This window comes from Piscirickettsia litoralis (assembly GCF_001720395.1).
GTDB lineage: Bacteria > Pseudomonadota > Gammaproteobacteria > Piscirickettsiales > Piscirickettsiaceae > Piscirickettsia > Piscirickettsia litoralis.
Genome location: NZ_MDTU01000001.1, coordinates 2,138,220 through 2,163,171, shown reverse-complemented (window position 1 = coordinate 2,163,171; position 24,952 = coordinate 2,138,220). Strand labels below are relative to the sequence as shown.

General features: G+C 38.8%; 29 protein-coding genes. 7 read left to right on the top strand and 22 right to left on the bottom strand.

Annotation, left to right across the window (positions count from 1 at the left end; genetic code table 11):
- Positions 1–44: 44 nt before the first annotated feature.
- The 4 genes from BGC07_RS10710 to ppsA all read right to left on the bottom strand — a co-directional run bounded on the left by BGC07_RS10710 (position 45) and on the right by ppsA (position 5,630).
- Positions 45–269 (bottom strand): hypothetical protein, encoded by a 225-nt coding sequence (locus BGC07_RS10710; RefSeq protein WP_069313107.1) that lies wholly within the window; start codon positions 267–269, stop codon positions 45–47.
- 409 nt (positions 270–678) lie between these two features.
- On the bottom strand, positions 679–966 hold the full coding sequence (locus tag BGC07_RS10705) for a transposase zinc-binding domain-containing protein (RefSeq protein ID WP_158006915.1): 288 nt from the start codon (positions 964–966) through the stop codon (positions 679–681).
- Between the two features lie 200 nt (positions 967–1,166).
- On the bottom strand, positions 1,167–2,591 hold the full coding sequence (locus BGC07_RS10700; RefSeq protein WP_235603096.1) for an amino acid permease: 1,425 nt from the start codon (positions 2,589–2,591) through the stop codon (positions 1,167–1,169).
- Positions 2,592–3,281: 690 nt separating this feature from the next.
- A complete protein-coding gene (ppsA, locus tag BGC07_RS10695; RefSeq protein WP_201258138.1) occupies positions 3,282–5,630 on the bottom strand; it encodes a phosphoenolpyruvate synthase in 2,349 nt (782 codons plus the stop codon).
- Positions 5,631–5,702: 72 nt separating this feature from the next.
- On the opposite strand from ppsA, the gene BGC07_RS10690 reads away from it, so the two are divergent.
- Together BGC07_RS10690 and BGC07_RS21215 are read left to right on the top strand one after the other, a co-directional pair.
- Entirely contained in the window at positions 5,703–6,521 is an 819-nt protein-coding gene (locus tag BGC07_RS10690) for a pyruvate, water dikinase regulatory protein (protein ID WP_069313105.1), read from the top strand.
- 125 nt (positions 6,522–6,646) lie between these two features.
- Entirely contained in the window at positions 6,647–6,823 is a 177-nt protein-coding gene (locus BGC07_RS21215; protein ID WP_201258137.1) for a hypothetical protein, read from the top strand.
- Positions 6,824–6,964: 141 nt separating this feature from the next.
- On the opposite strand, the gene BGC07_RS10685 is transcribed toward BGC07_RS21215, so the two are convergent.
- The 3 genes from BGC07_RS10685 to BGC07_RS10675 form a co-directional block, all read right to left on the bottom strand.
- Positions 6,965–7,828: an ankyrin repeat domain-containing protein gene (locus BGC07_RS10685; RefSeq protein WP_069313104.1), complete on the bottom strand. Its 864-nt coding sequence runs from the start codon at positions 7,826–7,828 to the stop codon at positions 6,965–6,967.
- Positions 7,809–8,126: a hypothetical protein gene (locus BGC07_RS10680; protein WP_069313103.1), complete on the bottom strand. Its 318-nt coding sequence runs from the start codon at positions 8,124–8,126 to the stop codon at positions 7,809–7,811. Before BGC07_RS10680 ends, BGC07_RS10685 begins: the two co-directional genes overlap by 20 nt.
- Before the next feature lie 236 nt (positions 8,127–8,362).
- Positions 8,363–9,154 carry a 3-hydroxybutyrate dehydrogenase gene (locus BGC07_RS10675; RefSeq protein ID WP_069313102.1) on the bottom strand — a complete coding sequence of 264 codons (792 nt, stop codon included), beginning with the start codon at positions 9,152–9,154 and terminating at the stop codon, positions 8,363–8,365.
- Between the two features lie 264 nt (positions 9,155–9,418).
- Here BGC07_RS10675 and BGC07_RS10670 point away from each other — a divergent pair, with 264 nt between their 5' ends.
- On the top strand, positions 9,419–9,844 hold the full coding sequence (locus BGC07_RS10670) for a MarR family winged helix-turn-helix transcriptional regulator (RefSeq protein ID WP_069313101.1): 426 nt from the start codon (positions 9,419–9,421) through the stop codon (positions 9,842–9,844).
- Positions 9,837–11,051, top strand: a complete 1,215-nt coding sequence (locus BGC07_RS10665) for an MFS transporter (protein WP_069313100.1) — start codon at positions 9,837–9,839, stop codon at positions 11,049–11,051. Before BGC07_RS10670 ends, BGC07_RS10665 begins: the two co-directional genes overlap by 8 nt.
- A gap of 41 nt (positions 11,052–11,092) precedes the next feature.
- Here BGC07_RS10665 and BGC07_RS10660 read toward each other — a convergent pair whose 3' ends face one another.
- Complete coding sequence (locus BGC07_RS10660) at positions 11,093–11,338, bottom strand: hypothetical protein (protein WP_069313869.1); 246 nt, start codon at positions 11,336–11,338, stop codon at positions 11,093–11,095.
- Positions 11,339–11,431: 93 nt separating this feature from the next.
- Between BGC07_RS10660 and BGC07_RS10655 the strand changes: the two genes are divergently transcribed.
- Entirely contained in the window at positions 11,432–11,686 is a 255-nt protein-coding gene (locus BGC07_RS10655) for a hypothetical protein (RefSeq protein WP_069313099.1), read from the top strand.
- Positions 11,687–11,740: 54 nt separating this feature from the next.
- On the opposite strand, the gene BGC07_RS10650 is transcribed toward BGC07_RS10655, so the two are convergent.
- The 3 genes from BGC07_RS10650 to holB are packed head-to-tail and all read right to left on the bottom strand — an operon-like array spanning position 11,741 to position 13,818.
- Positions 11,741–12,517 (bottom strand): TatD family hydrolase, encoded by a 777-nt coding sequence (locus BGC07_RS10650; protein WP_069313098.1) that lies wholly within the window; start codon positions 12,515–12,517, stop codon positions 11,741–11,743.
- 56 nt (positions 12,518–12,573) lie between these two features.
- Positions 12,574–12,858: a PilZ domain-containing protein gene (locus tag BGC07_RS10645; protein WP_069313097.1), complete on the bottom strand. Its 285-nt coding sequence runs from the start codon at positions 12,856–12,858 to the stop codon at positions 12,574–12,576.
- Positions 12,859–13,818, bottom strand: coding sequence for a DNA polymerase III subunit delta' (gene holB / locus BGC07_RS10640; protein ID WP_069313096.1), 960 nt, complete (start codon positions 13,816–13,818; stop codon positions 12,859–12,861).
- A 184-nt stretch (positions 13,819–14,002) separates the two neighbouring features.
- Here holB and BGC07_RS10635 point away from each other — a divergent pair, with 184 nt between their 5' ends.
- A complete protein-coding gene (locus BGC07_RS10635) occupies positions 14,003–15,301 on the top strand; it encodes an MFS transporter (protein WP_069313095.1) in 1,299 nt (432 codons plus the stop codon).
- Between the two features lie 182 nt (positions 15,302–15,483).
- Here the strand turns inward: BGC07_RS10635 and BGC07_RS10630 are convergent, their stop codons facing one another.
- The 10 genes from BGC07_RS10630 to BGC07_RS20125 all read right to left on the bottom strand — a co-directional run bounded on the left by BGC07_RS10630 (position 15,484) and on the right by BGC07_RS20125 (position 23,567).
- A complete protein-coding gene (locus tag BGC07_RS10630) occupies positions 15,484–16,338 on the bottom strand; it encodes an amidohydrolase family protein (protein WP_069313094.1) in 855 nt (284 codons plus the stop codon).
- A 174-nt stretch (positions 16,339–16,512) separates the two neighbouring features.
- Positions 16,513–16,815, bottom strand: a complete 303-nt coding sequence (locus BGC07_RS10625) for a hypothetical protein (protein ID WP_069313093.1) — start codon at positions 16,813–16,815, stop codon at positions 16,513–16,515.
- A 183-nt stretch (positions 16,816–16,998) separates the two neighbouring features.
- Entirely contained in the window at positions 16,999–17,604 is a 606-nt protein-coding gene (locus tag BGC07_RS10620) for a hypothetical protein (protein ID WP_069313092.1), read from the bottom strand.
- 20 nt (positions 17,605–17,624) lie between these two features.
- Complete coding sequence (locus BGC07_RS10615) at positions 17,625–17,813, bottom strand: hypothetical protein (protein WP_069313091.1); 189 nt, start codon at positions 17,811–17,813, stop codon at positions 17,625–17,627.
- A gap of 131 nt (positions 17,814–17,944) precedes the next feature.
- The gene (locus tag BGC07_RS10610; protein ID WP_069313090.1) at positions 17,945–18,940 is read right to left on the bottom strand and encodes a homoserine O-acetyltransferase family protein; all 996 of its coding nucleotides are present in this window, start codon (positions 18,938–18,940) and stop codon (positions 17,945–17,947) included.
- The gene (locus tag BGC07_RS10605) at positions 18,912–19,733 is read right to left on the bottom strand and encodes a 2OG-Fe(II)-dependent halogenase WelO5 family protein (RefSeq protein ID WP_069313089.1); all 822 of its coding nucleotides are present in this window, start codon (positions 19,731–19,733) and stop codon (positions 18,912–18,914) included. The genes BGC07_RS10610 and BGC07_RS10605 overlap by 29 nt, the downstream gene beginning before the upstream one ends.
- A gap of 16 nt (positions 19,734–19,749) precedes the next feature.
- The gene (locus BGC07_RS10600) at positions 19,750–20,181 is read right to left on the bottom strand and encodes an SET domain-containing protein-lysine N-methyltransferase (protein WP_069313088.1); all 432 of its coding nucleotides are present in this window, start codon (positions 20,179–20,181) and stop codon (positions 19,750–19,752) included.
- A 20-nt stretch (positions 20,182–20,201) separates the two neighbouring features.
- Positions 20,202–22,547, bottom strand: coding sequence for a thiamine pyrophosphate-dependent enzyme (locus tag BGC07_RS10595; RefSeq protein WP_069313087.1), 2,346 nt, complete (start codon positions 22,545–22,547; stop codon positions 20,202–20,204).
- A gap of 452 nt (positions 22,548–22,999) precedes the next feature.
- Entirely contained in the window at positions 23,000–23,365 is a 366-nt protein-coding gene (locus tag BGC07_RS10590; protein ID WP_069313086.1) for a phage terminase large subunit family protein, read from the bottom strand.
- Positions 23,337–23,567: a hypothetical protein gene (locus BGC07_RS20125; protein ID WP_069313085.1), complete on the bottom strand. Its 231-nt coding sequence runs from the start codon at positions 23,565–23,567 to the stop codon at positions 23,337–23,339. Before BGC07_RS20125 ends, BGC07_RS10590 begins: the two co-directional genes overlap by 29 nt.
- Before the next feature lie 923 nt (positions 23,568–24,490).
- Between BGC07_RS20125 and BGC07_RS10580 the strand changes: the two genes are divergently transcribed.
- Positions 24,491–24,736, top strand: coding sequence for a hypothetical protein (locus tag BGC07_RS10580; RefSeq protein ID WP_069313084.1), 246 nt, complete (start codon positions 24,491–24,493; stop codon positions 24,734–24,736).
- Positions 24,737–24,742: 6 nt separating this feature from the next.
- Here the strand turns inward: BGC07_RS10580 and BGC07_RS20675 are convergent, their stop codons facing one another.
- Positions 24,743–24,916: a hypothetical protein gene (locus BGC07_RS20675; protein WP_158006914.1), complete on the bottom strand. Its 174-nt coding sequence runs from the start codon at positions 24,914–24,916 to the stop codon at positions 24,743–24,745.
- Positions 24,917–24,952: the final 36 nt, after the last annotated feature.

Genomic DNA, 24,952 nt, shown 5'->3' with positions numbered 1-24,952 from the left:
AGTTAAACAATTATTTTCGTTTTTTCTCAGCAGATTATACTTTATCACTGTCGACTGATAACAAAATCATGACTAAATTGGATCTTATTATCGGTTTGATTAGAGGTCTTATAGTATCTTGGTACAGGGTGACTAGGCCCATCTCCGCTAATATCAACTCTCATCGAAGTAAAAATGTAAGGTGCAACAGCAACTGCTGCCTTAATCGTATAGTTGGCACCACTTTGCCAAAAGCAGTGCCAACCCGACCCTTTAGCCTCTTCGTACATTTGTATAGAACTGTGGGGGCGATTGTTGTACCTCGGTTAATTGTATCCATCGAATTCGAGCCGCCATGCCCTGTGTACATGCAACTTGAAATATCCACAATACTAATTTCCATTTTGAGGTTAGTATTGTTTTTAATTGTTACAGTTCTCCCATCATATGAAAATGAATTGATAGAGAGCGCAATACTGAATAACAGCAAAAAAGAGTAATACCTTTTCATTAACTTCTCAAATATTTTATAAGTTATAAAAAAATTATGATCAATCGATATTATCCCACTGTTTATATAAAAAAGCAATCCATCTTTACAAAAATAGTCATCTATCAAGACATTGAATAAGCAACTTAAGCAAGCATTAAGAAAAAAGGCCGACCAGAGCATGGGCAAAAGCCTGTTATTCTCTCACGTCAAAAGTCCCACTCCCCAGCCCACACCGTCGTTAATTGGTTTGCTGACTTGTAGCACACTTCACTCTTGCAACTGAAGAAGATTTTGTGGTGGCCTTTACCACAGTGGTAGCAACCGAATAAAGCAAAGCCACCTTCATCACTGCCACAGTTAAGCATTTTTTCAATTTCAGCTAAGTAATAATCTGTGTCATAACGAGGATAGACCTTTGTGAATAATGCCCAATAAGCATAGAAAACCGATTTATAATTGAGTAATTTTTGTTTAAAACGTACCGCCAACTTCACTGTGCTGCTTCCATTTAGTGCCAGTAAGCAAAGCATAGTCAATGAAAATAATTTTTTAACTCAGCTAGATTTGAGTTTAGTAATTTCATATTCTCACCAGATAATCATGCGAGGGGCAGAATTTTTTTCTGGAGAAAAATAAGAAAAATAAATCACAAAAAAGGACCAGCAGGCCCTTTTCGCTCAACAAGCTATTTTCATTAGTGTGGCAATTTTTCTGCTTCATGATCCCAAGCAGAGTAGCTCACACCAGATTCAGAACTTTGTTTTTTCGAAAATATTTTATGGAAGATGATAATCCCAATAAAGACAATCAGTGCACCATATTGCTCTAAAATAACTGAAGCTGTCATCTTACCATCGATGGTATAAACCTGCCCTGCAACAATCGCAACAATCATCAGCATGGCAATGATTGGCGCATAAGGAAAGAGCTTTGCTTTGTATTTTAAAGCAGATAAATCGCCTTTTAAGTGATATTTACGGAAACAATAATGACTTAAGGCAATACCAAACCAGGCAATAAATCCACACAATGCAGAAATGGTTAAAAGAATGGTAAACATCCGGCCATTACCAATAAAAGAAGACAAGAAAATCACAGAGCCAACTGCCGCTGTCGCTAATAATGCATAAATAGGCAAGCCATATTTAGTCGTTTTGCTAAATACTTTTGGCGCTTGACCTGTGGTTCCCATATACCATAAGGTTCTTGTCGATGCATACATGCTGGCATTTGCAGCAGACACCACAGCAACAAGTATAATCGTATTAATTAAATTTGTTGCAAAACCATGACCAAAGTAGCTCTGAAAAACTAGCGTAAAGGGACTGGAGTCAATACTGCTTTGATTCGCAAGTTCTGGGCTATTAAAAGGGACTAATAGGCTGATAAATAGCGTTGTTAACACATAAAATAAAACCAAACGCCAAAAAATAGTCCGCACCGCCTTTGGAATACTTTTTTCTGGATTTTTAACTTCTCCAGCCCCAATACCAATCAATTCTGAACCTTGAAATGAAAAACCAGCAATTAAAAAGACCGAGACAAACCCAAGCCAACCATTATGAAAAGGACCATCAGCAATCGTAAAATTAGCAATACCAAATTCAGACTTTTTCGATATTAAAAAGCAACATAAAATAATGAAAACAACAATCACCGCGACCTTTATAAAGGACATCCAATATTCAGTTTCACCATATACACGCACAGAAAATAAATTAACAAAAAGTATCAAGCCGAAAAATATAGCAGAAATCAACACCGCTGATAAATCAGGAAACCAATACTTCATAATAATTGTCGCGGCTGATATTTCCGCAGCAATAGTGATCGCCCAGTTAAACCAATAGTTATAACTCATTGCTAAACCAAAAGACGGATCAACATAGCGTGATGAATACTCACAAAATGATCCTGTTGTCGGCCGGTGTGTTGCCATCTCGCCCAAGCTGGTAATCAAAAAATAAACCATAACAGCAATTAGGCTATATGCAGCTAGCGCGCCACCCGGGCCTGCAACATGAATTGCATAACCACTGGCGAGGAAAATTCCCGTACCAATCGATCCGCCTAAAGCAATCATATTCAAATGCCTTGCCCGTAAATTTCTAGCTAACATACTCTAATTACCTCACCTTCAGCATCTGTTAGAAAAAGAGAAAAACAAGCATCGGCTTGATTCATAATACAATGAGAACATGCAGATTCTAATCTCTGCATCTTGAAAAAGTGTGCCATATTGCAGCCTCTAGTCTATGGTTATTTCAAACAAAAAAATAAATTAAACATTAAATCAGCAAGAGCGCTGTTTAACTGACGGCTTTAATAGACAGTTATTCTTTAAAAAAGAATCAGAAAGAAGGGAGTAAGAAAAAAAAGAAACTAGATGTGAAAATAATTGGCGACACGAGTGACTAGACATGAAATTTACCTCAATAAAATAACTAATTAGACGTTCCAAACTTGCGACATGAAGCCTGGTTTATAAGACATACCATAATGACTAACAAATTTTTCTTGGGTCATTTTACAACCTCGACCTTAACTTATACTGCTCCATCAGGTTAGGTTGTCCCTAATCAAGTTAATACAAACTTAAGTTATTCACTATAATCTTCTGCCAAGGATGCTGTCAACAGATAATTATGAATAAAATCAGGCTATCGCAACGCAATACAAAAATCAGAGCCTTTATCTACACAAAAACACTTTTTCACTTTACTGCATTGAATTACAAGAAAATAAAAAGCCACCTGCTGTAATAGAAAGTGGCTTAAATCAATACCTGAACTGCTAAACAACACTCAGGCTAGTTTTGGTCTCTTTTTGATAAAGAAAGCCAAGTCGAAAGCACAGTGTCCGCATTCAAGGACATACTATCGATTCCTTGCTCTAATAACCATTCGGCAAGTTCGGGGTAGTCGGATGGACCTTGACCACAGATCCCCACATAACGACCACGTGCCTTACAGCGAGAGATGACCTGTTCAAGCAAGCGCTTCACCGCCAAATTACGCTCATCAAATAAATGAGCAACAATGCCTGAGTCTCGATCTAAACCTAGGGTTAACTGGGTTAAATCATTCGAACCTATGGATACCCCATCAAAGATCTCTAAGAACTCATCGATAAGCACTACATTCGATGGCAACTCACACATCATATAAAGGTTCATGTCATTGGATTTATTAATGCCATATTCAGACAATAAATCAACCACCTGCTGCCCCTCAGCCAAAGTCCGTACAAAGGGCACCATCACATCAACATTCTTAAAGCCATACTCTTCACGCACTTTCAGTAACGCTTTGCACTCCAACTCAAAACACGGCTTAAAGCTATCAGACACATAACGAGACGCACCACGGAACCCGATCATCGGATTCTCTTCATCAGGCTCGTAAACATCACCGCCCAATAGATTAGCGTATTCATTCGACTTAAAGTCAGATAAACGTACGATCACTCGCTTCGGCGCAAAGGCCGCAGCAAGCGTTGCCACACTCTCAACGATCTTCTCAACATAAAAGTCCACTGGGGACGCATAGGCGGCGGTACGCTCATCGATTTCAGCTTTAACATCGGCTGACTGCTTATCATACTCCAACAAGGCTTGCGGATGGATGCCGATGGTCCGGCCAATGACAAATTCTAAGCGCGCAAGACCCACTCCCTCATGCGGCAAGCGTGATAGAGCAAAAGCACGCTCAGGGTGCGCAACATTCATCATGATCTTGACAGGAATCTCAGGCATCGCCTCACAATTTATTTCCTGTACATCAAAGCCCAAGGCACCCTCATAAATATAGCCAGTATCGCCTTCTGCACAGCTCACAGTCACGATTTGGCCATCTTTTAATTCATGGGTCGCATCGCCACATCCAACAACCGCAGGTACTCCGAGCTCACGGGCAATGATGGCCGCATGACAGGTACGCCCTCCTCGATTGGTCACAATCGCCGCCGCACGCTTCATAATCGGCTCCCAATCAGGGTCTGTCATATCCGTAACAAGAATATCACCCGCTTGAAAGTCATTCATGTCCTGCAAGCCTTTTAACAAGCGCACACGACCTGAAGCGATTTTCTTACCGACACTGCGACCTGAAGAGATCACCTGGCTATGTTCTTTGAGCTGATAACGCTCGATCACTTGTGCCTGGCTTTGTACTGTTTCCGGACGCGCTTGAAGGATATAGAGCTTACCGTCGTTCTGGTCTTTACCCCACTCGATATCCATCGGGCAGCCATAGTGCTTTTCAATGCACAAAGCAAAACGAGCAAGCTCTTCGGCTTCTTGGTCTGTTAAGCAAAATACTTGGGTCTTGGCAAGCTCCACTTCTGATTCGACAATACCACCACCGTCTTTATAGGTTAATTGTAATGCTTTACTGCCTAGAGTACGGCGTAATACCGCAGGACGGCCTTCTTGAATATTTTGCTTATGAACATAAAATTCATCGGGACTGACACTGCCTTGCACAACACTCTCACCCAAACCATAAGCGCCATTGATGAGCACAACATCATCAAAACCAGTTTCAGTATCCAGCGTAAACATCACTCCACTGACGGCACTTTCGACCATGCGCTGAATACCGACAGAAATAGACACCTCCTCGTGAGCAAAGCCTTGGTGAACACGATAAGCAATCGCACGGTCATTATATAAAGAGGCATAAACCTCTTTAATTTTTACCAAAATGTCTCGATAACCACGCACATTCAAAAATGTCTCTTGTTGACCGGCAAAAGAGGCTGTCGGTAAATCCTCTGCCGTCGCTGAAGAACGTACCGCAACAGGCATTGCCTCATCTTCAATAAAGGCTTTGAGCGCTGTTAAAATTTCTTCTTCCAAAGAAGCAGGAAAAGGTGCAGATAAAATAAGCTCACGAATCTGTTTGCCTGCGCGAGACAGATCATCCACCTGATCAACATTCAGATCAACCAGCGCTCCATTAATTTTCTCAGCTAAATTATTTTCACTGAGGAAATATTGGAACGCAGCGGCAGTCGTTGCTACACCAGAGGGAACTTGTACGCCGAGCCCAGTTAGATGCTGTAGCATCTCTCCGAGTGAAGCGTTCTTACCGCCTACACTAGCAACATCTTCACGATTAACCTTGGAAAGTGGAACAACGAAATTGCACTGCATCATTTTAAGGGGTCTCCTTGCTTTTGTGCGTGGAAATTGGTTACATAGGGAAAACTACCCGAAATTGGCACAAAAATGAAGTACCCTGTCTTCTTTATTTCAGATTCGACCGCAATTACAACAGAGACCGTCGGCTTGAGCTTACTCGCTCAATTCCCAAGCCTAGAGTTCAATAAGTATACCTTACCCTTTATCGACACGCCCTTAAAAGCGCAACAAGCTTATGAACTCATTAACAAAAAATCAGAGCAATACGGCCAGAATGCCCTGGTTTTTTCTAGCATGGTCCAGCCTGAACTCTGTCATATTATCCAGCAGGCGAATGCACTCGTTCTCGATTTATTCGAGCACTATTTAACCGAACTTGAGCAGTTTTTTCATAAAACCTCAAAACATGCGATCGGCCTTGCTCATAAACCCGAAGCCGAAGAAAGCTATAAACAGCGCATTGCCGCCGTCGATTTTTCAATGCTCAGTGACGATGGCACGAATTTAAAACACTATGAGAAAGCAGAAGTAATTTTAGTCGGAGTATCGCGCTCTGGAAAAACTCCGACCTGTCTTTATCTTGCCTTGCAATATGGCATACGGGCGGCAAATTACCCCCTCGTCGCCGAAGATTTTCTCGATACTTCTCTGCCCAAAGCCCTCAAAGACCATCAAGACAAGTTGATTGGTTTAACCATCGAACCCAATCGCTTGCATGCCATCCGCAAAGAACGCCGCTCTACGCGCGCTTATGCGGACCCAGGGCTGTGTCGCCAAGAGATTCGCTATGCCAACCAGCTTTTTCAGCGCTACAACATTCCCTCTCTTGATACCACACACCGCTCTATCGAAGAGCTATCAGCACGCATTATTGCCCTAAAAGGGTTTAAACAAAATAGTGATTAAAATAAAGCAATTAAAAGCTAAGTTTATTTAAACCATTACGGATTCAACGAGTTAAAAATCAAGCGCGCAATAATTGCATGATTCAAACCAGCCTCTTAACACAAGAGCAAGATTAATTCACAATTATGGATATACGCAGTTGGCGACTTGAAATAAAATTAGGAAAAAAAATCGAGGTCATTTGTTTTGAAGCCAACAATGACCGTCGAGATATCATGCGTGTTGCCCGAGCAATTGCCAAATATCGTAATATTAATCTTAATGACGTTGAGTATGAAATCCAACCCAACCATATCGCTTAATTTTTTAGAGCTCAGCTAGGCACAAGTCTAAACATATTGATAATTTAACATTCACAACGAGCAAGCTGTATGCAAGATAAGTGAGGCCTCAAGCGAAACTCTCTCTTTGTTTGCATACAGGAAAACAGAGTGAAAATGCTCTTATAATTGCACTATGCTCTCGCTATTACTTTGTTTAGACGGATTAATAAACGTGTTTAAAAATGGCTGAGTAGCAGAGTGATGTCTTTTGCTAACTTGAGTATAATGAGCAACATCTTTAGGCCCTAAAAATGACAGAGGACCACTTTTTAATGTGTGATCTGTTAAACCTTGCGTATACCCTTTCCACGCTTCCTCTTGCAGCTGCTTTTGTAATAATGGAGTTTTAGAAAGGGTGAGTTGATCCTGATGGCATTTATCTGAAATACTCCTCTTGGAAAGTGCCTTATATTGTTCAAAGAATGATTCTTTGTGTGATTCAGACATACTTGACTGTATATCTGATGTTCTTTTAAGTTTTACTGTATCAATAAACGGATACTTTCTTAAGCTCCTTAACTTTTCTCCTGAGCTTCTCTTTCTTTTAGCAGTAATTTCATGAACTTTAAATCCTGAATCAAAAACAACTATTGGTTGCCCAAGCTTATCAACAAGGTTGTTTTGTTTAGCATTTTCTGCTCTGGTTGGATCAATACTCACAGACTTCAATACATTATTGATACCAATGCTGCGCATCCTCATCCTACTTAATTCACCTTCAATATTAGTGAAAGAAAACTTTCCGGTTTTTGCGAGCTCTCTCATTAGGTGAATATTTCCATGCAGTATTGCATATTGGTCAACGCTTAACCCATTATTGTCTTTAGCTGTTAATTTACCTGGTTTTTTGGAAAGAAGGTAGCAAGCAAGGTCAGTTGCACTTTTAGTTCCCATTTTTGAGAGAAGTATTAAGGGTGTTTTTCCCTCACTATCTCTGATTGATAGATCTATTCCTTTATAAGTTTCAATTAATTTTTTCAGCATTTTCAAAATCTTCATTCGCAATCAGCAGTTGTAGAGTGTTATTTTTAAAAATTCCTGCTTGCTTATTAGGGTTAAATCCAACTGACAGTAATATACGTGCCTTGTCAATAAATTTATCTCTAGGTCCTAGCACAGCGATATTCATAATCGTTTGCCCCGTCCTAGCAATGCATTGCTTTTCGTAAGCTTCCAGATCAGATGGCTTTATTTTTCTTACAGCTTTCTCTATTTCTTTAGGTGTAGAGAATTTATTTATTAACACTTCTAAGACAGAGGGGTCCACTTGAGCTTTAGGCATTTTATATTATCTCCTATTTTTCATACTTACTACGAATTTAGAGAATTTTATGTGCAGCTGTTAATAACCACAACTGAAATAAAGCCACTTTTTGTCAAAAATCAATAAGATAGTGGAGAACCATTAGACAAGGTATTAAGCCTAGTCTAGGAAATAAAGCTATCTAAAATAACTTAGCTTAATTTCCCAGAACTTTGATATTTTTTTATCTAATCAAGAATAAAAGCCATTTAAAATTACTCCATATGCCAGCCATGCGTTGCGAGCATTGACTGCCCGGTTAGCACGTCAGTTGGAAAGGCTGCAAACATAAGTGCCAAAGTTGCAATATCATCAAGGGTTGTAAATTCCCCTGTGACGGTATTTCCAAGCATGACTTTTTTGACAACTTCCTCTTCACTGATTCCCAAGGTTTTTGCTTGCTCTGGAATTTGTTTTTCAACGAGTGGCGTTCTAACAAAACCTGGACCAATTAAGTTCGCACGAATATTATGCTTAGCGCCTTCTTTCGCAATAGCACGTGTAAAACCCAATAAACCGTGCTTGGCCGTGACATAAGCTGATTTATTCATAGAAGCTTCTACTGAGTGAATCGACCCCATGACAATAATACTACCGCCTAGACCTGATTTTATCATCTGTTGCATGCATGCTTTAGTCGTTAAAAATGTGCCATTAATATGAATATCTAAAAGCCGTTTCCAAGCCTCATATTCAAACTCAACGATCGGTGCAATAATCTGCACTCCGGCATTACTCACTAAGACATCAACATTGCCTAAATCTTGAGCAACTTTTTGCACACCAGCATTGACCTGCTCTTCAGAAGTCACATCCATTGCGACACCCAAAGCAGTCACACCATTTTTTTCAGTAATTTCTTTAGCGACTTCACTTGCACTGTCTTGATTTAAATCAGCAATAACAACATTAGCCCCAGAGCTTGCATATTTTTCTGCAATCGCCCGACCCAAACCGCTCGCAGCGCCTGTAACAATAGCCACCTTACCTTCTAAACGTAATTCCATCTTTGATTCCTCAGTATCGGTAATAATTAACTCTAACTACTTCTTTATTATGCAACTTCTTTAGGTAAGTGAATACTTTTTCTTTGATACTTCACTCAAGCAAAATAAACGCATTGCGTTATAATGCAGTGCATGTTAAATTAGTCGTTATCATATTCAATGCAGGCTTCCAGTCATGAGCAGTCACAGCTTAGAAGACTTTAAATAATAGAGAAAATCTAAGCCAGGCAAATTCATTTATAACTTAAAAAGAGAAAAGCTAATATGAACGCCCAACAATTTAAATCTTTACACCATGCCTGGCGCCGGGCATCCCAACAATTTCGCCGCAATCGTAAACCAATACTAGAACGTTTTAACCTCACTAAAACAGATGTCAAAGTGCTTATGACTTTAAACAAAAAAAGCACGCTGACTAAAAATGACCTTGCACACCTTCTTGATTTCACTCCCTCTTCACTCACACGCTCTTTGGACCGACTCACTGCAAAATCACTGATAGAAAAAAATGCCTGCCAAGAAGATAAACGTCATATAAAAATAATGCTCACAGCAGCTGGTTTTAATATGGTAAAAAACTATCGATCAGCAATGCATGTTTATTGGGATAGCATGCTTCATGATATTTCAGATCAAGATTTAGAAAAATTTACCGAATTACTTCAACGCATTGGCAATCACAATGACTAAAAAACAGCAATATCGTATTATTTATCTGATTACTTTAATTCAGGCTATCAGTATTATTGATTTTATGCTCATTATGCCACTTGGCCCTTTTTTAGCGCATAGTCTAAACATTGACCCTAATAATATCGGGATATTAGCCGGCAGTTATATGCTTGCAGGAGCGGTTATCGGCGTTCTAGTCGCTCGTCGTCTTGATCGATTTGATCGTCGTCCTATCATGCTATTTTTACTAGCCGGCCTTGCAATCACAACTTTTCTATCAACACGCTGCTATAATCTAACCACCTTGCTGAGTTTGCGCATTCTTGCCGGCTGTTTTGGCGGTCCAATCTCAGCGATGGTACTCGCCATTGTCAGCGATGTTATTCCTGAGAAAGAACGTGGTAAAGCCATTTCTATCGTCATGAGCGCGATGTCAATCTCTGCAATCATCGGTGTGCCTTTTGGCTTATTTTTAGCAAATATCGGCAGCTGGAGAACCCCTTTTTATCTCACTTCTTTTTTATGCTTAATTTTATTCGGATTAACCACCTATTTACTCCCTACGCTTTGCGATCACATCAAAAATAAGCAAGAAATGAAAACTGGTTTCTCCCTGTGGGCTGCACTGCATAACAAAAAAGCGCGTTTAGCCTATTTTTGTCAGATTTTAAATGCAATGGCTTCTTTTTTAATTGTTCCTAATATGGCTATTTACTTCACGCTTAACTTAAATTTCCCTCTCACAGGATTAAGCTTACTTTATATCGCGGCGGGGACAATCAGTTTTTTTGCCATGCAAGTTGTCGGGCGATTGATCGATAAAGGCTATTCACGCATTATCCTAAGCTTATTTACGCTAACCTGGTGTTTAACTCTACTCAGTGTTTTCAACAACTCATTGCAAAACTATTGGCAAGGTCACCTGGTTGTCCCGGTCATTGCTATCATGTTTTTTATGATGTCCAATGTGTCTCGTCGTTTAGTACTCAACACATTAAGCTCCAAGGTCCCTAAGCCACATCAACGTGCAGGCTATATGAGCCTACAAGTTTCCTGTGTTAATTTAGCCATGGCCCTTGGCGCAATTGGCTCAACATTTATCCTTACAACCTCTCATAACCAAATCAACCATATGACCGACCTAAGCATTCTTGCCAGCGCCTTAGCGATCATATCGCTATACGGTGGCTTTAAGCTCCATCAACTCTTGCAACTTGCCTCATAAATAATAGCAACAAGAACAATAACTCTTTATTCAAAATAAAGTTAGCTCTTAATCGGATGCTTTTTCCAGGAGTAAATCCCGTACAAAGAGTTCAGAAAGAAAAAACCAAACTGCACACTCATCCATACATTATGATAATAAAACGACGCCACCCAAAACTCATAAAGGTTAGTCACCGACCAAATCAAAAAAGCCCACAGAGGAATCCGACGCGCGACCAAATAAGCCCCAGTCATTGCCCCTAAGCTCATTATATACCCCAGTACATTCACCCACTCTGGTAACATTGCTTCCCCCATTAATTTATCTAGTAGACACAAAAGCCCCTATCATAAAGGCCATTGCACTATTTATCAAAACTTCGACTCTATGGTAAAATCATGGAAAAATATGGATGGGCTATGACGAAAAGAGAACAAGAGTGGTTAACACTCACCTGGGAGAATCACAATACTTACTACCGAATTCATCTTGAAGAAGATTTATTTGGTCAGTGGTGGCTAACCAAAATAAAAACCATCGACAACAATAAAGAAGAGATAAAAAAAGAGGCCTGTGAAAGCTATCAAGACGGTATCAAACGCATTGGCCATATCAAGTATCATTATGAAAAGTTAGGCTTTTCCCTAACCTAACTCTTCTTTACTTTTGCTAGCTCTAGCTATTTATTACTAACTCAAGCTCTGAGTCTAACGAAAGCATTTAGCCTTGTTAAATAACTGATAAAAGTTATTTGTTGTTAATTCTGCCATTTTCTCGATAGGCATTTCACGTAAATCCGCCATAAACTGCCCAACATGACTAACAAATGCCGGCTGATTTTGCTTGCCTCGATGAGGGACAGGCGCCAAATAAGGTGCATCAGTTTCAATTAAAATTCTATCTAACGGCACTTTTCTTGCAACTTCTTGCAGTTCTTTAGCATTTTTAAAAGTCACTATCCCAGAAAAAGAAATATAAAAACCTAAATCCAGTGCGGCTTTAGCCATCTGCCAACTTTCAGTAAAGCAATGCAAAACACCTGGACAATTTCCTTGCCCGATATCGCCTAGTAACTGAATAGTATCTTCACGGGCATCCCGCGTATGAACAATCAATGGTAGTTGTGTGCGGACAGCCGCTTGGATATGTGTCGTAAAACGCTGCTGCTGCTCTTTCTTATGCTCAGCGCCATAATAATAATCTAAACCAGACTCACCAATTGCAACGATTTTAGGGTGTTGCGCATGATTGATTAACTCATTTAAACTCGGTTCTACCCCGTCCATTTCCGTTGGGTGCTTACCAACAGAGGCGGTCACCTGATCATGATCTTCGGCAATCTTAATGACCTCGCCAAAACGCTCCATATTCACCGCCACACACAACATATGCGAGACTTGAGCGTTTTTAGCTTGGGAAATAATGTCCGGTAATTTATTATCTTCTAAAAAGTAATTTAAATGGCAATGTGAATCTACAAACATCTTTTATCTCAATCTATTTCATCTTGATTTTTACTAGCTTAATTTATTAACTCTAATTAATTTAAAAGCATTTTAATTTTCTCAGCTATCTCTAAACCTGCCAGGCAAGTCAATTGTACCCCAACTCCAGTCTCCGCAAATACCTCTGTTGCAATCGGCACTCGCCAAACAACATGGCCTGTCACCATGGCTATACTTTGATCAGGAAGCGATAATTTCAATTCTACTTTAGTGCCCATCGCCGCTACATCAGTCATTCGAATAAATAGCCCACCTTTTTGTATGAAGGGCAAATAAACTGCTCTTAATTTTGCAACACTATGACAACACAACTCTATCATCTATTTAACCACCAAATTACGCCAAGACACCCAATGTCCATCTAGCAATAATGTCTCATTCAAGCTGTTATGCTCCCCGAGTAATTTAATCGACATTTGTAATTCATTATAAAACGAAGATAAAGCCTGTGGTTTAATACGCTTTGCGCTATTGATTAAACGCCGGCGCAATGCTTGATCTAGGTCTAGTTGTGCTCCCAAGGCCACTTTCATCAACCAGTTACATAAGCGCGACCAATCTGTCAATTGATTAATCAACCCTGATGGTTTCACCCCATAACGCACTGGCTGCCCTTCTAACACGCTCAACCATTGATCAAAAGCCTCCACATAGCGCTCAAAGTATTCATCATCGACTAACAGTAATGGTGCATGGCCGAGTAATTGATAGCGCTTTATTACCTGAGCTTCTGTAAGCTGGAGCTGTTGTTGTGACAACCAAGCGAGAACATCGGCCTTTGCAGGTTGCAAAGAAAATTGCTGACAACGACTGCGTATCGTCGCTAATAACCGGCCCGGCTGTGCTGTCACTAATAAAATCACTGTCTTCTCAGGGGGTTCTTCTAATGTCTTTAATAGGCTATTTGCCGCCGCTGCATTCATGCACTCTGCATGATTAATGATTATCACCCGATAACCTAACGAGTGTCGAGAACCTTGCAACTGTGTTGCTAAAGCACGGATTTGATCAACCTTAATCGATCCTTGTTCAGCTAAAAGTTCAATAAAGTCAGGATGATTACCTGCTTGATGCAACAGACAGCTCTGACAGTAACCACAGTTCCCTTGAGTGGACGGCTGCTGACACAGTAACGAGACGGCAAAATGTCGAGCAAAGGTCAACTTACCCGTCTGAGCCGGTCCTTGCAATAGTAATGCATGTGGCACGCTTTGGGCTTGCATTGCTCGGCATAACTGTTGCCATACCTTGTTATGCCAGGGATATAAACTCTTGTTCACGGGCAGATCTCTCGACTTTTACACACGGTATTATAACGGCAAGGCAAAGCCTCTAGCAAAACCTTTTAACTCCCCTAAGAGAAAAATACACCCTCGGATTTGACAAGCGCCTGGACTCCAATAAGATAGATTCACCAGTTTAAGATAACATTAATCATTTTATTGATAATGGAAGAGGTCTTTCGTGAGCCAATCTACCGTAATCAAATCCACTTTACTCAGTTGGTGTATCATCGCTTTAGGCGCCATTTTCTATATGTACGAGTATTACTTACGCATCAGCCCAGGGGTGATGATTCCAGATTTAATGCACTATTTTAGTGTCGGTGCTACCTCTATCGGCACCTTAGCTGGCTTTTATTTCTATGCTTATACTCCCATGCAGCTAGTCGTTGGCCCATTGCTTGACCGCTTTCGTCCTTATCAGCTCCTGACGCTTGCCGTCATCGCCTGCGCCTTAGGCAGTATCCTAACGGGTATTGCGCCAGCCGATCACATTGTTATCGCTTATGCCGGGCGTTTTTTACAAGGCTTTGGCTCGGCATTCGCCTTTGTTGGAATTTTAAAGCTAGGGGCGACGATTTTGCCACATAACCGACTTGCACTTGTCGCAGGACTAGTGACGTGCCTCGGCTTTGTCGGCGCCATGGCCGGAGAAAATACCTTAGCCGCACTGGTCAGGCATTTTAGTTGGCAAGATGTTCTCATTACTATCGGTATCTTTGGCTTCTTCTTGGCCCCTATTTTCTTCTTTTTTGTTCGCAACCCCCATAAAACCAAGCAAAAGCAACCACGCGCCTCATCAAAAGAAATTTTTAACGGCTTATTACTGACAATCAGGCAACCTTATCTTTGGCTCATCGGTCTTATCGGTGGTGCCTTATTCATGCCCAACTCGGTCTTCGCATCCTTATGGGGTATCCCATTTTTAACCCAAACGCACCACCTATCAACCGCCCATGCTACCTTTGCTACCTCTTTAATCTTCTTAGGCTGGGCCATCGGCTCACCATTACAAGGCTGGCTTTCTGACCGATTGCGCACGGCACGCTTACGGCTAATCTGCGTTAACACCTTAATCGCCGCAACTATTATTTATCTTGTCATCGCCATTCCAAATTTAAATTATATCGTTCTGTGTGTTTTATTACTTGCTTTTGGTGTCTTTGCCAGCGCCGAAGTCGCCGTTTTTCCTCTTGCCATAGAGCACATGCCAATTCAATACTCAGGCACAGCAATCGCTTTTGTGAATTTTCTAACCATGCTCGGTGGCCTCACCATGCAACGCGGCATCGGCGAGATTTTAGATCTAGAATGGGATGGCAAACTGTCACATGGTATTCGCATCTATTCAAGCACAGCGTATAGCCATGCCTTGTATACATTGCCTCTATTCCTTATTTGCGCTGCGGCATTAACATTATTTGCACACTTTATTAAAACAAGAAGAAACCAACCGAGTAAAATAGCAGGAGCAGTCTAATCGCTGCACAAATTTTATCATTCATAAATGAAGCTTGTTACCTACTATTACCAAAAAAATTTGGTTTTTCTGTAAAGCTGAAAAATAAATTACATCATCACTTACAACTATTAATTTTCAAAATTAAAAAGTATACAACGAATACTAAGAACACAGCCCAACTCAATTATTACGCCATAATGTCATAGTATTTTTTTGCACTTTTTAAAAAACAATTTATCCAATGATTCTTGAGAACAGCCTTTTAAGCTAACATCGATAGCGGTTATCCATTGACCCAATGAGCTCGTGATCTCACACACCGGCCAGTTAGAGCCATAGATAACACGGTCTTCGCCAAAACTATTTACACAATGACGAATAATTTCAATAACATCTTCTACTTTCCAGCTATAAGACGGCTCAGTAAAGCCACACTCTGAAATTTTACAAACAGTGTTGTTTAGTTGAGAATACTTCTTAATCCCTTGCTGCCATAGCTCCCAAGCTTTAACGTCTGCATTGATAGGGCATACACCACAATGATCGATAATAAAGGTAGTACCAGGGCATTTTTCAGCTAAGTTAATACCATAAGCCATTTTATTCGAGTCCATTATTAAATCACACATAATACCCAACTGGCCTAATAATTGGGTGTTCTTAATAAATTGATGTGTTCTAGTCAAGGTTAGATCAGAAGTAAAGAAGTTATGTCTTACAGATTTAACATGTTTTTCTTTCATATGCTTTAGAATATAGCTTTCAAAATTAGCAGCACTTAAGTCGCAGCCGATTGTCGCAGCTACAACCTGATTCTGTGGATTATCACATAAAGATATAGCCATCTTTGCTTCTTGCTCGCGCTGCTCAGGAATAGCATCAACCTCAACATAACAAGACTTCAGAATATTATACCCTTTCTTAGCCTGAGCATAATCTTCCAAAGAGTATTTTGTCTTCAATACATCTTTAAAAAAAGACAACCATGGCAATGTAAATTTATCTGTATCCCAAATATGAAAATGTGTATCAATTATTCTTTTTTCAAAAAGCATAGTAACTCCAGACTTAAAATAAAACGCCACTCTGCATATACTACAATACTACACCAGCCAGTCAATTAACCTTATCTTACTTTCAAAGCTATCTGTTTCTAATTTGGTTAATATTAATTTACTGTATATATTTCATTCAACTATAAATTTTATTTACCTAATAATCTCCACTGATTATACAGGGTTGCTCGCCATTTCTAAAAATTCAAACCTGCTTATATATTCAAAATCTTTTCGCAGTTTTTCAAACGATTTATTTTTAATAGTAAATATAGCCGCCACATCAATAATGCTCGATGATTTTTTAGTTAAGAGACTCTTTCCTTCAACGAGCCACTGAATAGATAGATCTCCAGACACTGCGGGAGTATTAATTTTTTCAAGAAAGCCACTTTTAACAGGTACGACCCCCCAAAAACAGAGATCCTTTTTACAACTTGGAACAGAGTATTGATCCAAAAGGCTTAATTGTGCCAATAAATCTACTTTAAATAAGTCAACACCATAAGTGACTTGATAGCAATATGGGTTTTTTCCCCCTGGTGGACGGGCAGCAACTTCTAAAAAAAGCTAACTCGCCATTATTTTTCTCAAAAACTTCTAAATGACTGCAACCATTGATTTTCCCCAGGGATGAAAGCACGCTTTTAGAAAACTCAACTATTTTTTTGATTTCTTTGATTGCTTATCTAGAGGGATTGCACAACCAACACTTCTTTTTCTGGCAATATCAAGCGGTGGACATGAATACTCAGATACAAATGCGTCTATCATTTTATTATTCATTGAAATAGTGTCACAGCAAAATATTGTGCCATCGATATACTCTTCAACTAAATACTCATAAGATTCGATATCAAATATATCAGCCAATGATATATTCTTGAACGACTCTAGTGAGTCGATTTTATATGTATCAAAACTTGCAGAACCTAAAGCAGGTTTAATAATAAATGGCAAACCACAATAACTAATTAATTCATTAAAGTAAGCTTCTTTTTGGATTTTATATTTATGGTAATCAAAATTTAAAAACAAAGGCACCCTGATATTTGATTCAACTAGAGCTTTCTTCATGATGTTTTTATTTCTATATTTTAATAAGTCACTATGAGATGCGCCATTAATCTTATATTTATCCCTTAGAAAGCCGACAAGCTCAACATTAATCTCGTCTGCTGTGACCAAGTGAATTTTATCGTTATAACTATCGCCTACTAATTCAATTTCTTGCTCAAGAACCTTGAAAACCTGATCAAGCTTCAAATAATCTAACTCAGCAGTTTCTATTTTTTTTCATCTACATCAACAAAATAAACCTTATCAAAATTAGAATACTGTTCATTGCTTAAATTTTCTTTATAGTCTTTACCAATAATTGCAACTTTGCGGAAGTCATTAACTTCTTCAATGCGATTAAATTCATATAGATAATGGTTATAGCTGTCTCGATTCAAAAAAATAATAGTCTTCATATACTTCCTCTATACACACTCGCTATTAAAATTATTTTATAAGCAAGTTAGATAAAATCTGCGAAATTTTTTCCTGTTCTAATAAAACGGCATCATGCCCAAGACTAGACGACAACTCCAGATATTCACAATTAGGATAATAACCCGCTTCTTTTTTCAAATCTTTTTGGAAAGTAGATCATGTCATTACTTATTCCAATTAAAGTAAACTGGACTTGAGAATTGTTTATCTTTTCGCAGATACTTTCTCTTCGCCTTGTAATATCATGGCCATTAACAGCATTGATTAAATAAATTAAACTATTCGCATCATAATCAAATTTATCACAGTGATATTTCAAATATTTTTGAGCAGGAAATTGATCAAACTGAAGCTTAGCACTAATATTATCCACTGATTTATTCAAAGAGTTATTACATTTATCAGGATGAGTGCAAGATAGCACAAATGGGTATCTAGACAACGATAGTCCATTTTTAGGTTGTTCAATATAGTTACCATTCTGCCATGCAGGATCACCCATAATAGCCAAGCGAGCCATTTCATTCCATGCAATGCTCCATGGAGTTTGTACAAATGGAGCTCCTAAAGAAATAACTTGACGCGTAAATTCAGGGAACATCACCCCCCATTCAATCGCCTGCATTCCTCCTAATGATGGTCCAACCACCGCTAAAATATTGGAAACACCCAAGGATCGTAGTAGTTTCTCTTGAGCTACCACCATATCTCTGATAGTAATTGCCGGAAAATCAAGCCTGTAATCCGCCTTTTTTTCATGGCTAAATGACATTGGTCCCGTTGAACCCACACAACCACCAAGAACACTGCTACAGATCACAAAGTAACGTGTTGTATCAATCACCTTACCCGGACCTATGACATCACGCCACCAACCTTCTATAGGCGTTTCCCCTGAAGTATCTGCGGCATATTGATTTCCAGTAAGATGGTGGCAAATTAGAATAACATTGTCTTTTGACGGGCTAAGCTCTCCCCAAGTTTGATAGGAAATAGTTATATTATTTAAAGATAGCCCAGACTCAAGATTAATTGAATCAAAAATTGGGTATTTTGCATTAATTGTTCCATCTGAATTATGTCCAATAAATAACAGTAGTATCATCAACAAATGACATAAAGCAAGATAGCGTGGTTCTGTAACCTGATTGCCCCTGCGAACTTGTCACTGCATGTACATTTCGTGCATCGAAAAAATATAAATCGCCTGCTCTTATTTCTTGCTCTATGCAATCATATGCTTTTAACACATCAAAAGGGTAAGGATAGCCCTTATTTTCTAAGCCTAGTTCAGCACGATCCTTCTCGCTTGGTCTATAATCCCAAATCCTTAACACACTTTCAGTATCATCTTGAAGACAAATATTAACACCTAAAACAGGATAGTTTCTACATTTTTGTATTTCAAAACCCTGTTGTGCTGGTTCATATAGCTGAGCCGCATCTTCATGTGCTAAAATAATATTACCTTGTGAGTCTGACCAACAAGAACGAATAACACAAGGGTTAGAGCTAATACCTCTGTATCTAGCAGGGCGTAAAGAAATTCCTTGCTTTTTTAAACAAGAACTCACATCTGCTATTATTTTTTCAAAGAAATGTTCGCTATCTAAAAAAACATTGGAGATTGAATCTTTATAATTAACAACTTCATTAAAGTACGAATCTAATTCTTTGCCATAGTGAAAAGCACCTAACATATAAGCAGGAACTATATCTCCTCTTTTTACAGTATTAGGATTGTTTTTAAACCTATCCAGAATGCTACTTATAGAATTAATATCTACTATATTTTTAAATATAGCAGCTATTTTTTCACCTTTTAAAACTTGTAAAATTTCACTGCTATTAAATTTATAAAATTTATCTATAGAAAAATTATAACTACAACTATTCACAATATATTCTCTTAGATTACTCTAAATAACTTGGTATTTTCGCCGACACAAAGTGGTAAAATGGTCGATAATCTCCTACTATCTCATCCCCTGGATTAATATTTTTTATTGCAATCATTTCAATAGTGCCGTTTGGTTCGGGAAATAATAAAGCAACATTACCGTCAACACTATGATTCGCATATCTTGCTCCTGAAATCTGCCTGTAATCTTTAGATTTGGCTATATCTTTGAAACTGTCACTATGATCACTTACCAAATGTTTCCCATAGATAGAGTTAACAAAAGAAGTTAAAAAGAGAACCGGGCCTAAGTTACTCCCTTTTTCAATTAAAGTTTTTGAAAACAAGCCACAGCCATGAACCTCTGAAGTTTTAATTTCAACATAACCATTTTCAGGAACAAGCCACATATCACAAATATCAGCTATTTTTTTATAAGAATTCATAAATACTCTTACTTATGCAATTATACTTTTTTATAAATCACAGGTTTTAATTCATTAACAGCAGTAAATAAACCTTTATCACCTGATAGTTTTACACTCAGCAAGTTACTGCCAACGGTTGCTGTATCATATTCACCCACATAAATTTCTTTTACCACTCCTGTATAAGGCGACCTTATTTCACTCGTAGATTTGCTGGCCTCAATATCAGCCAATTTATCTCCTTTTTTGATATGGTCTCCTGCCTTAATAAAAAGATCAGTAATCAACACATTATCATCCGATGGACTTGCTCCAATCACTTTGATATCAACAAGCTCAGTGTTTTGCTTAACAGGAGCTTCCACCCAACTCAATTCATAACCTAATAAAGTACAGCACTCACTTAAAATTCGCTCAAAAGAAGGCATGACTTCAAGGTGATTTTTAAAGTTACAAGGTATGTGCGTGTCATAACGAGCAACTCGCTTTGCTCGAATGGCTGTATTTACATTTTCAACCACGGCAGAAATAATCTCAGAGGCCATACCACAAGTAATATTATCTTCATGTACAACAATAATATTTTTTGTTTTATTAACAGACTTAACAACAGTATCAAGGTCATACGGATGAATCGTTCTTAAATCAATAATTTCTGCTTCAACATTAGCTGCTGATAAAGCCTGTGCCACCTCTGAACACAAAGACACGGTATTTCCCCAGCTAACAAATGTTATATCATTTCCTGCTGATAATATCCTAGCCTTGCCCACAGGCACGATGTGTCGATGAATATCAGAAGATGTCATCTCCTCTTTCAAAGCCCTATTTAATAATTTCTTCGGATAGAAAAAAATACTTGGCCGCTTTGATGCAAATGCTGTATTAAGTAGTCCAGCTGCATCCCCTGCGTTCGAGGGCTGATACACATCGATGCCTGGCAGGTGTGCAAAAATACTTTCATTTGATTGTGCATGAAAAGGTCCTAACCCAGGACGATAGCCACCACAAGCAACAAGAATAATAACAGGGCACTCTAACTGCCCATTACTACGCCAATACATCGTTGCTAATTCATTAGCAATTTGATTATACGCCGGGCCAATAAAATCAATAAACTGAATGAAAGCAACGGCAGTCTGCCCAGTTAAAGCCCTACCAATACACGAGCCAACAATAGTTGCCTCAGAAAGTGGGCTATTGACAACTTTGCCAGGATATTGTGTAGATAACCCTTTGGTTACACCAAATACATCACCCTTAGGGTCTTCAATATCTTCTCCATAGAGATAAATATCATCTTGCTGCTTTAACTGAAAATCTAATACTGAGCGTATCGCATCCCGCATTGTTAACTGGTTTACTAAAGAGTCGTCACCTCGATATTCCTCTACATTTTCCCTCAAAAGCTCTGGCAAAGGTCTCATAGCATCAAGACATACTGTTGGCTGAGTCGCACTTTCCAAGCTAATTGCCAACTCTCTTGTAATATTATTATGTGCCTCTTTCTCCACCTTTGTTAAATAATCTTCACTAATACCCAGAGCTTCCAAATACTTTCTAGAATTAATTACAGGATCTCTGCTTGAAAATAAGTCTATTTCTTTCTGAGTACGATAAATATTAAAATCATCCGCATTTGAATGGCTATTTAATCTTTCCACATTGAATATAACGATATGCGGTCGCTGCTCATTACGAACATATCCAACCAGATTTTCAATTTTATCGATTTCTTTTAATGGCTGGGTGCCATCAATATAGCTAATTGGCACACCAAAAAATTCTGTGACTTCACTTTTCCCTTGATGAGAATAGAATGTTTTTCCATCGGTTCGGCTGGAAATTGCTAGGCTATTATTCTCTATTACAAAAAGTATAGGTAATTGACTTCTCGCAGCTTCCGCAATTGCCTCATAGACCTCACCTTGCTGAGTTGTGCCATCTCCCATAGAACAAAATGTTATCGCACGCTGTTTACGCTCTTTTATCACATGTGCCGTCCCTACAGCATGTAGAGCATGGTTACCAACGGGTGTCACAATACTTGCAATATTTAAATCTTTGCTACAAACACCAATCACCATATGCCTTCCTGCAGAAGGTGACTCTTGTGAGCATAATGAGCTATGAAAAAGTGTCTGCGCAGAGAGCCCTCGCGCATAAATTAGTGGCTTATCACGATAATGACAATAGAGCCAATCTTCTTTTTCTAAAAACTGAGCAAAGACAGCAATACCTTCATGCCCTTTAGAAGAGCAAAGAAAATTAGCTCGGCCGGAATTCACAAGCTCATTTTCTAACTCATCGATTTTTCTAACTGAAAGCATATTATTATATATGCCACATAAAACATCTTTATTATTTTCTTTGCTTAATTTCATTTAATATCTTCACTATTTATAATTGCAGATTTTACGTTCAATATAAATCAAACTTTGCAGCATAAAGAACAAATCGTTTTTTTAATCCTACCCTTCTTTGTTAATAGATACTTCACATCCCCTCTATCATTTCGACAGCATAGCTTACAGCTTCAACTTAGAACATCAAAATGTGAAAAAGTATAACTTTATTCCCATGAGCTTTAACATAGTTATCATGGGCTATTTCCGCTACAATTCCTTTCAAAACAATATGATAAAGCTATTTTAACGCATTTCTGCAATACCTAGCCCAAATAAAATAGTATATAACTAAATACATGGTGTTTCTTTCCATCTAAGCCTAGACAATGAGCGTCATAATACGCGACTTATTACAGATGGCAAGTCTTCGAAGAGTTTCAGCGCATAATTAAAAAATTGACTTACTAGCGACTAGAGTCATATTTAATTTAACAATCATAATATTCACTACGGATAAAAAAGTCATATAAGCTCTCTAACATCTGCCGTACTCGCAGCTCAAAATACTGCTCAATGTTATGTTTGGTTGGGCCCACATAAATAATCGGCACAGGATCATCATCAAGCGTGTATCCGATAAAATTAAGTGTCATTTCAGTTTTGCTCATTTGAGCACCCATGCAAACGACGATCATTTTATATACGGGATTAACTGACGCTTCTAAAATGTCAGTGACATAAGGGGTTACTGCACAATCAAACTTACCAGGAATTGCGCTATCGGCGGGTAGTTCACGTTCTTGATTCGCCCACTGTGCCGGGGTTCTATTCAGCGCTGGCTTGACTGCCTCCATGACCCTCGTCATCAGGTAAATTTTCTTGTCTTGTGATGTACGTACCAAGTTCGCTTTGTGCATGTTCTAAACAGTTTTCTATATCTTTTTTAAGCATTTTCTTAATCACGCCTGGACTATCGATCGATGCGAATTTATGAGAACTGCGCCCCGATAAACTATTAAGAGCAGTGCGTATCCCAGCAAAAGCTGAAACAATCACATCGGTCGCCTCATCAATTTTGACAACGTTATTTAATTGCTCTTGGTATTCAAGCTCGCGTAAGTCACTTTGAGAGTCCAGGTTACGAATGCAGGCAGTTTTTAAATCTAAACTCTCAGCATCTGAACCCGCTTCTTCATCTTTATTAATGTTATATCGAGTCCAAGCCTGAATGATTTTCTGTAAGTCTCAGCGGTGCTTTTGTAATCCTTCACATCCATCAAAAGCTTATTCTTTCTTTAATCGTCGAAAATGATGGTCAGTTAACCCTAAAACCTTGCAGCACTCTGGAGTTGAAATATTAAAAATATCATTTAGCTGCATATTTGGTTAATGGAACTCATATTGTCAATACAAAAAAAAGCACCGTAGATTACCGTATGTTTTAGATTAATCTTTCATGTATGATAAACACAGACCAAAGCTCACGCCTGAGAACCGAGAGCATTGCGTGGTTTAAGTAGCGCCCATATACAAAACACGCTACTTTTTTGAGAGGCTGGCAGTAGGGATCCTTAAGTACATCACCCTTCTTGCCAGCCTTGTTTTTTAACAAAAAGAGTTGATGATCAAAGTTTTATATTTCACTTATCTTTTGGCTTCAAAGTTATACTAGAGTTAACAATTGAAAAAATATATAATCCTCGCTATTAAAAATTAGCAAAGGTAATATTTCATGATGAAATCCAAAATATTGTTTGCAATTGCCACTCTTTCATTGTGTGCAGTAGCAGAAGCGTCTATAGAACATAGTTTTCAATCTTCTGACTATGTAACAGCCCCAACGGGAAGCTTCAAATTACTCGGGAAAATCAAAAAATTCAAAGTTCCCTTCAACTGTCAGGTGTGATGTGACAAATGCGAGTAATTGGACAAATGACTGTCAAAACCTTCGTCTAAATTTTACAGACGGGAGTTCCTTGATGTCTAAAACATTCTCTACCAAGTGTTATCACCCTGCATCTGGAGGGCTTCCTGCCTCTGAAGACTGGAGAGTGACAAGGATTACTACTTCATTTTTCAGTAGAAGCCCAAGCTCAGATTATGTGAATATATATTACACAAGTCCCATTGCAGCCCCTGGTAAAGGTCAAAACATCGCGATAACGTGTTACGCTGTTTCTCAAGAACACAAAACACCAAAAGAGCAGTTTGCTGAAATAAGCTAAAGCTTTTTATTCACAGAAACCAAAGAAAGTATCGCCGACATTTGCTTGGCGATTTTTCAAGCGTAGTGCCATAATCCAACGCAAATAGTTTTTATCATTACTTTGCAGAGGTCCGATGATAACGGCGTTTGTGAGTAGTACTGCTCTATGTCGATCTTTTTCTATGTCGAATAGCTCCATCCCCTGTACTTTATTGATCGATTACGCTTTATCCTA

Coding starts and splice junctions, on each gene's coding strand:
- BGC07_RS10660 (WP_069313869.1), bottom strand. CDS start 11,338: ATGTTACCAGAGTGGGTGAATGTACTGGGGTATATAATGAGCTTAGGG.
- BGC07_RS20675 (WP_158006914.1), bottom strand. CDS start 24,916: ATGGAGCTATTCGACATAGAAAAAGATCGACATAGAGCAGTACTACTC.
- BGC07_RS10580 (WP_069313084.1), top strand. CDS start 24,491: ATGTCTAAAACATTCTCTACCAAGTGTTATCACCCTGCATCTGGAGGG.
- BGC07_RS10655 (WP_069313099.1), top strand. CDS start 11,432: ATGGAAAAATATGGATGGGCTATGACGAAAAGAGAACAAGAGTGGTTA.
- BGC07_RS10600 (WP_069313088.1), bottom strand. CDS start 20,181: ATGAATTCTTATAAAAAAATAGCTGATATTTGTGATATGTGGCTTGTT.
- BGC07_RS10675 (WP_069313102.1), bottom strand. CDS start 9,154: ATGGAATTACGTTTAGAAGGTAAGGTGGCTATTGTTACAGGCGCTGCG.
- BGC07_RS10685 (WP_069313104.1), bottom strand. CDS start 7,828: ATGCTGAAAAAATTAATTGAAACTTATAAAGGAATAGATCTATCAATC.
- BGC07_RS10690 (WP_069313105.1), top strand. CDS start 5,703: ATGAAGTACCCTGTCTTCTTTATTTCAGATTCGACCGCAATTACAACA.
- BGC07_RS10700 (WP_235603096.1), bottom strand. CDS start 2,591: ATGTTAGCTAGAAATTTACGGGCAAGGCATTTGAATATGATTGCTTTA.
- BGC07_RS10595 (WP_069313087.1), bottom strand. CDS start 22,547: ATGAAATTAAGCAAAGAAAATAATAAAGATGTTTTATGTGGCATATAT.
- BGC07_RS21215 (WP_201258137.1), top strand. CDS start 6,647: ATGGATATACGCAGTTGGCGACTTGAAATAAAATTAGGAAAAAAAATC.
- BGC07_RS10650 (WP_069313098.1), bottom strand. CDS start 12,517: ATGTTTGTAGATTCACATTGCCATTTAAATTACTTTTTAGAAGATAAT.
- BGC07_RS10680 (WP_069313103.1), bottom strand. CDS start 8,126: ATGCCTAAAGCTCAAGTGGACCCCTCTGTCTTAGAAGTGTTAATAAAT.
- ppsA (WP_201258138.1), bottom strand. CDS start 5,630: ATGATGCAGTGCAATTTCGTTGTTCCACTTTCCAAGGTTAATCGTGAA.
- BGC07_RS10645 (WP_069313097.1), bottom strand. CDS start 12,858: ATGATAGAGTTGTGTTGTCATAGTGTTGCAAAATTAAGAGCAGTTTAT.
- BGC07_RS10665 (WP_069313100.1), top strand. CDS start 9,837: ATGACTAAAAAACAGCAATATCGTATTATTTATCTGATTACTTTAATT.
- BGC07_RS10615 (WP_069313091.1), bottom strand. CDS start 17,813: ATGAAGACTATTATTTTTTTGAATCGAGACAGCTATAACCATTATCTA.
- BGC07_RS10610 (WP_069313090.1), bottom strand. CDS start 18,940: ATGATACTACTGTTATTTATTGGACATAATTCAGATGGAACAATTAAT.
- BGC07_RS10670 (WP_069313101.1), top strand. CDS start 9,419: ATGAACGCCCAACAATTTAAATCTTTACACCATGCCTGGCGCCGGGCA.
- BGC07_RS10590 (WP_069313086.1), bottom strand. CDS start 23,365: ATGGAGGCAGTCAAGCCAGCGCTGAATAGAACCCCGGCACAGTGGGCG.
- BGC07_RS10710 (WP_069313107.1), bottom strand. CDS start 269: ATGTACGAAGAGGCTAAAGGGTCGGGTTGGCACTGCTTTTGGCAAAGT.
- BGC07_RS10630 (WP_069313094.1), bottom strand. CDS start 16,338: ATGCTTTTTGAAAAAAGAATAATTGATACACATTTTCATATTTGGGAT.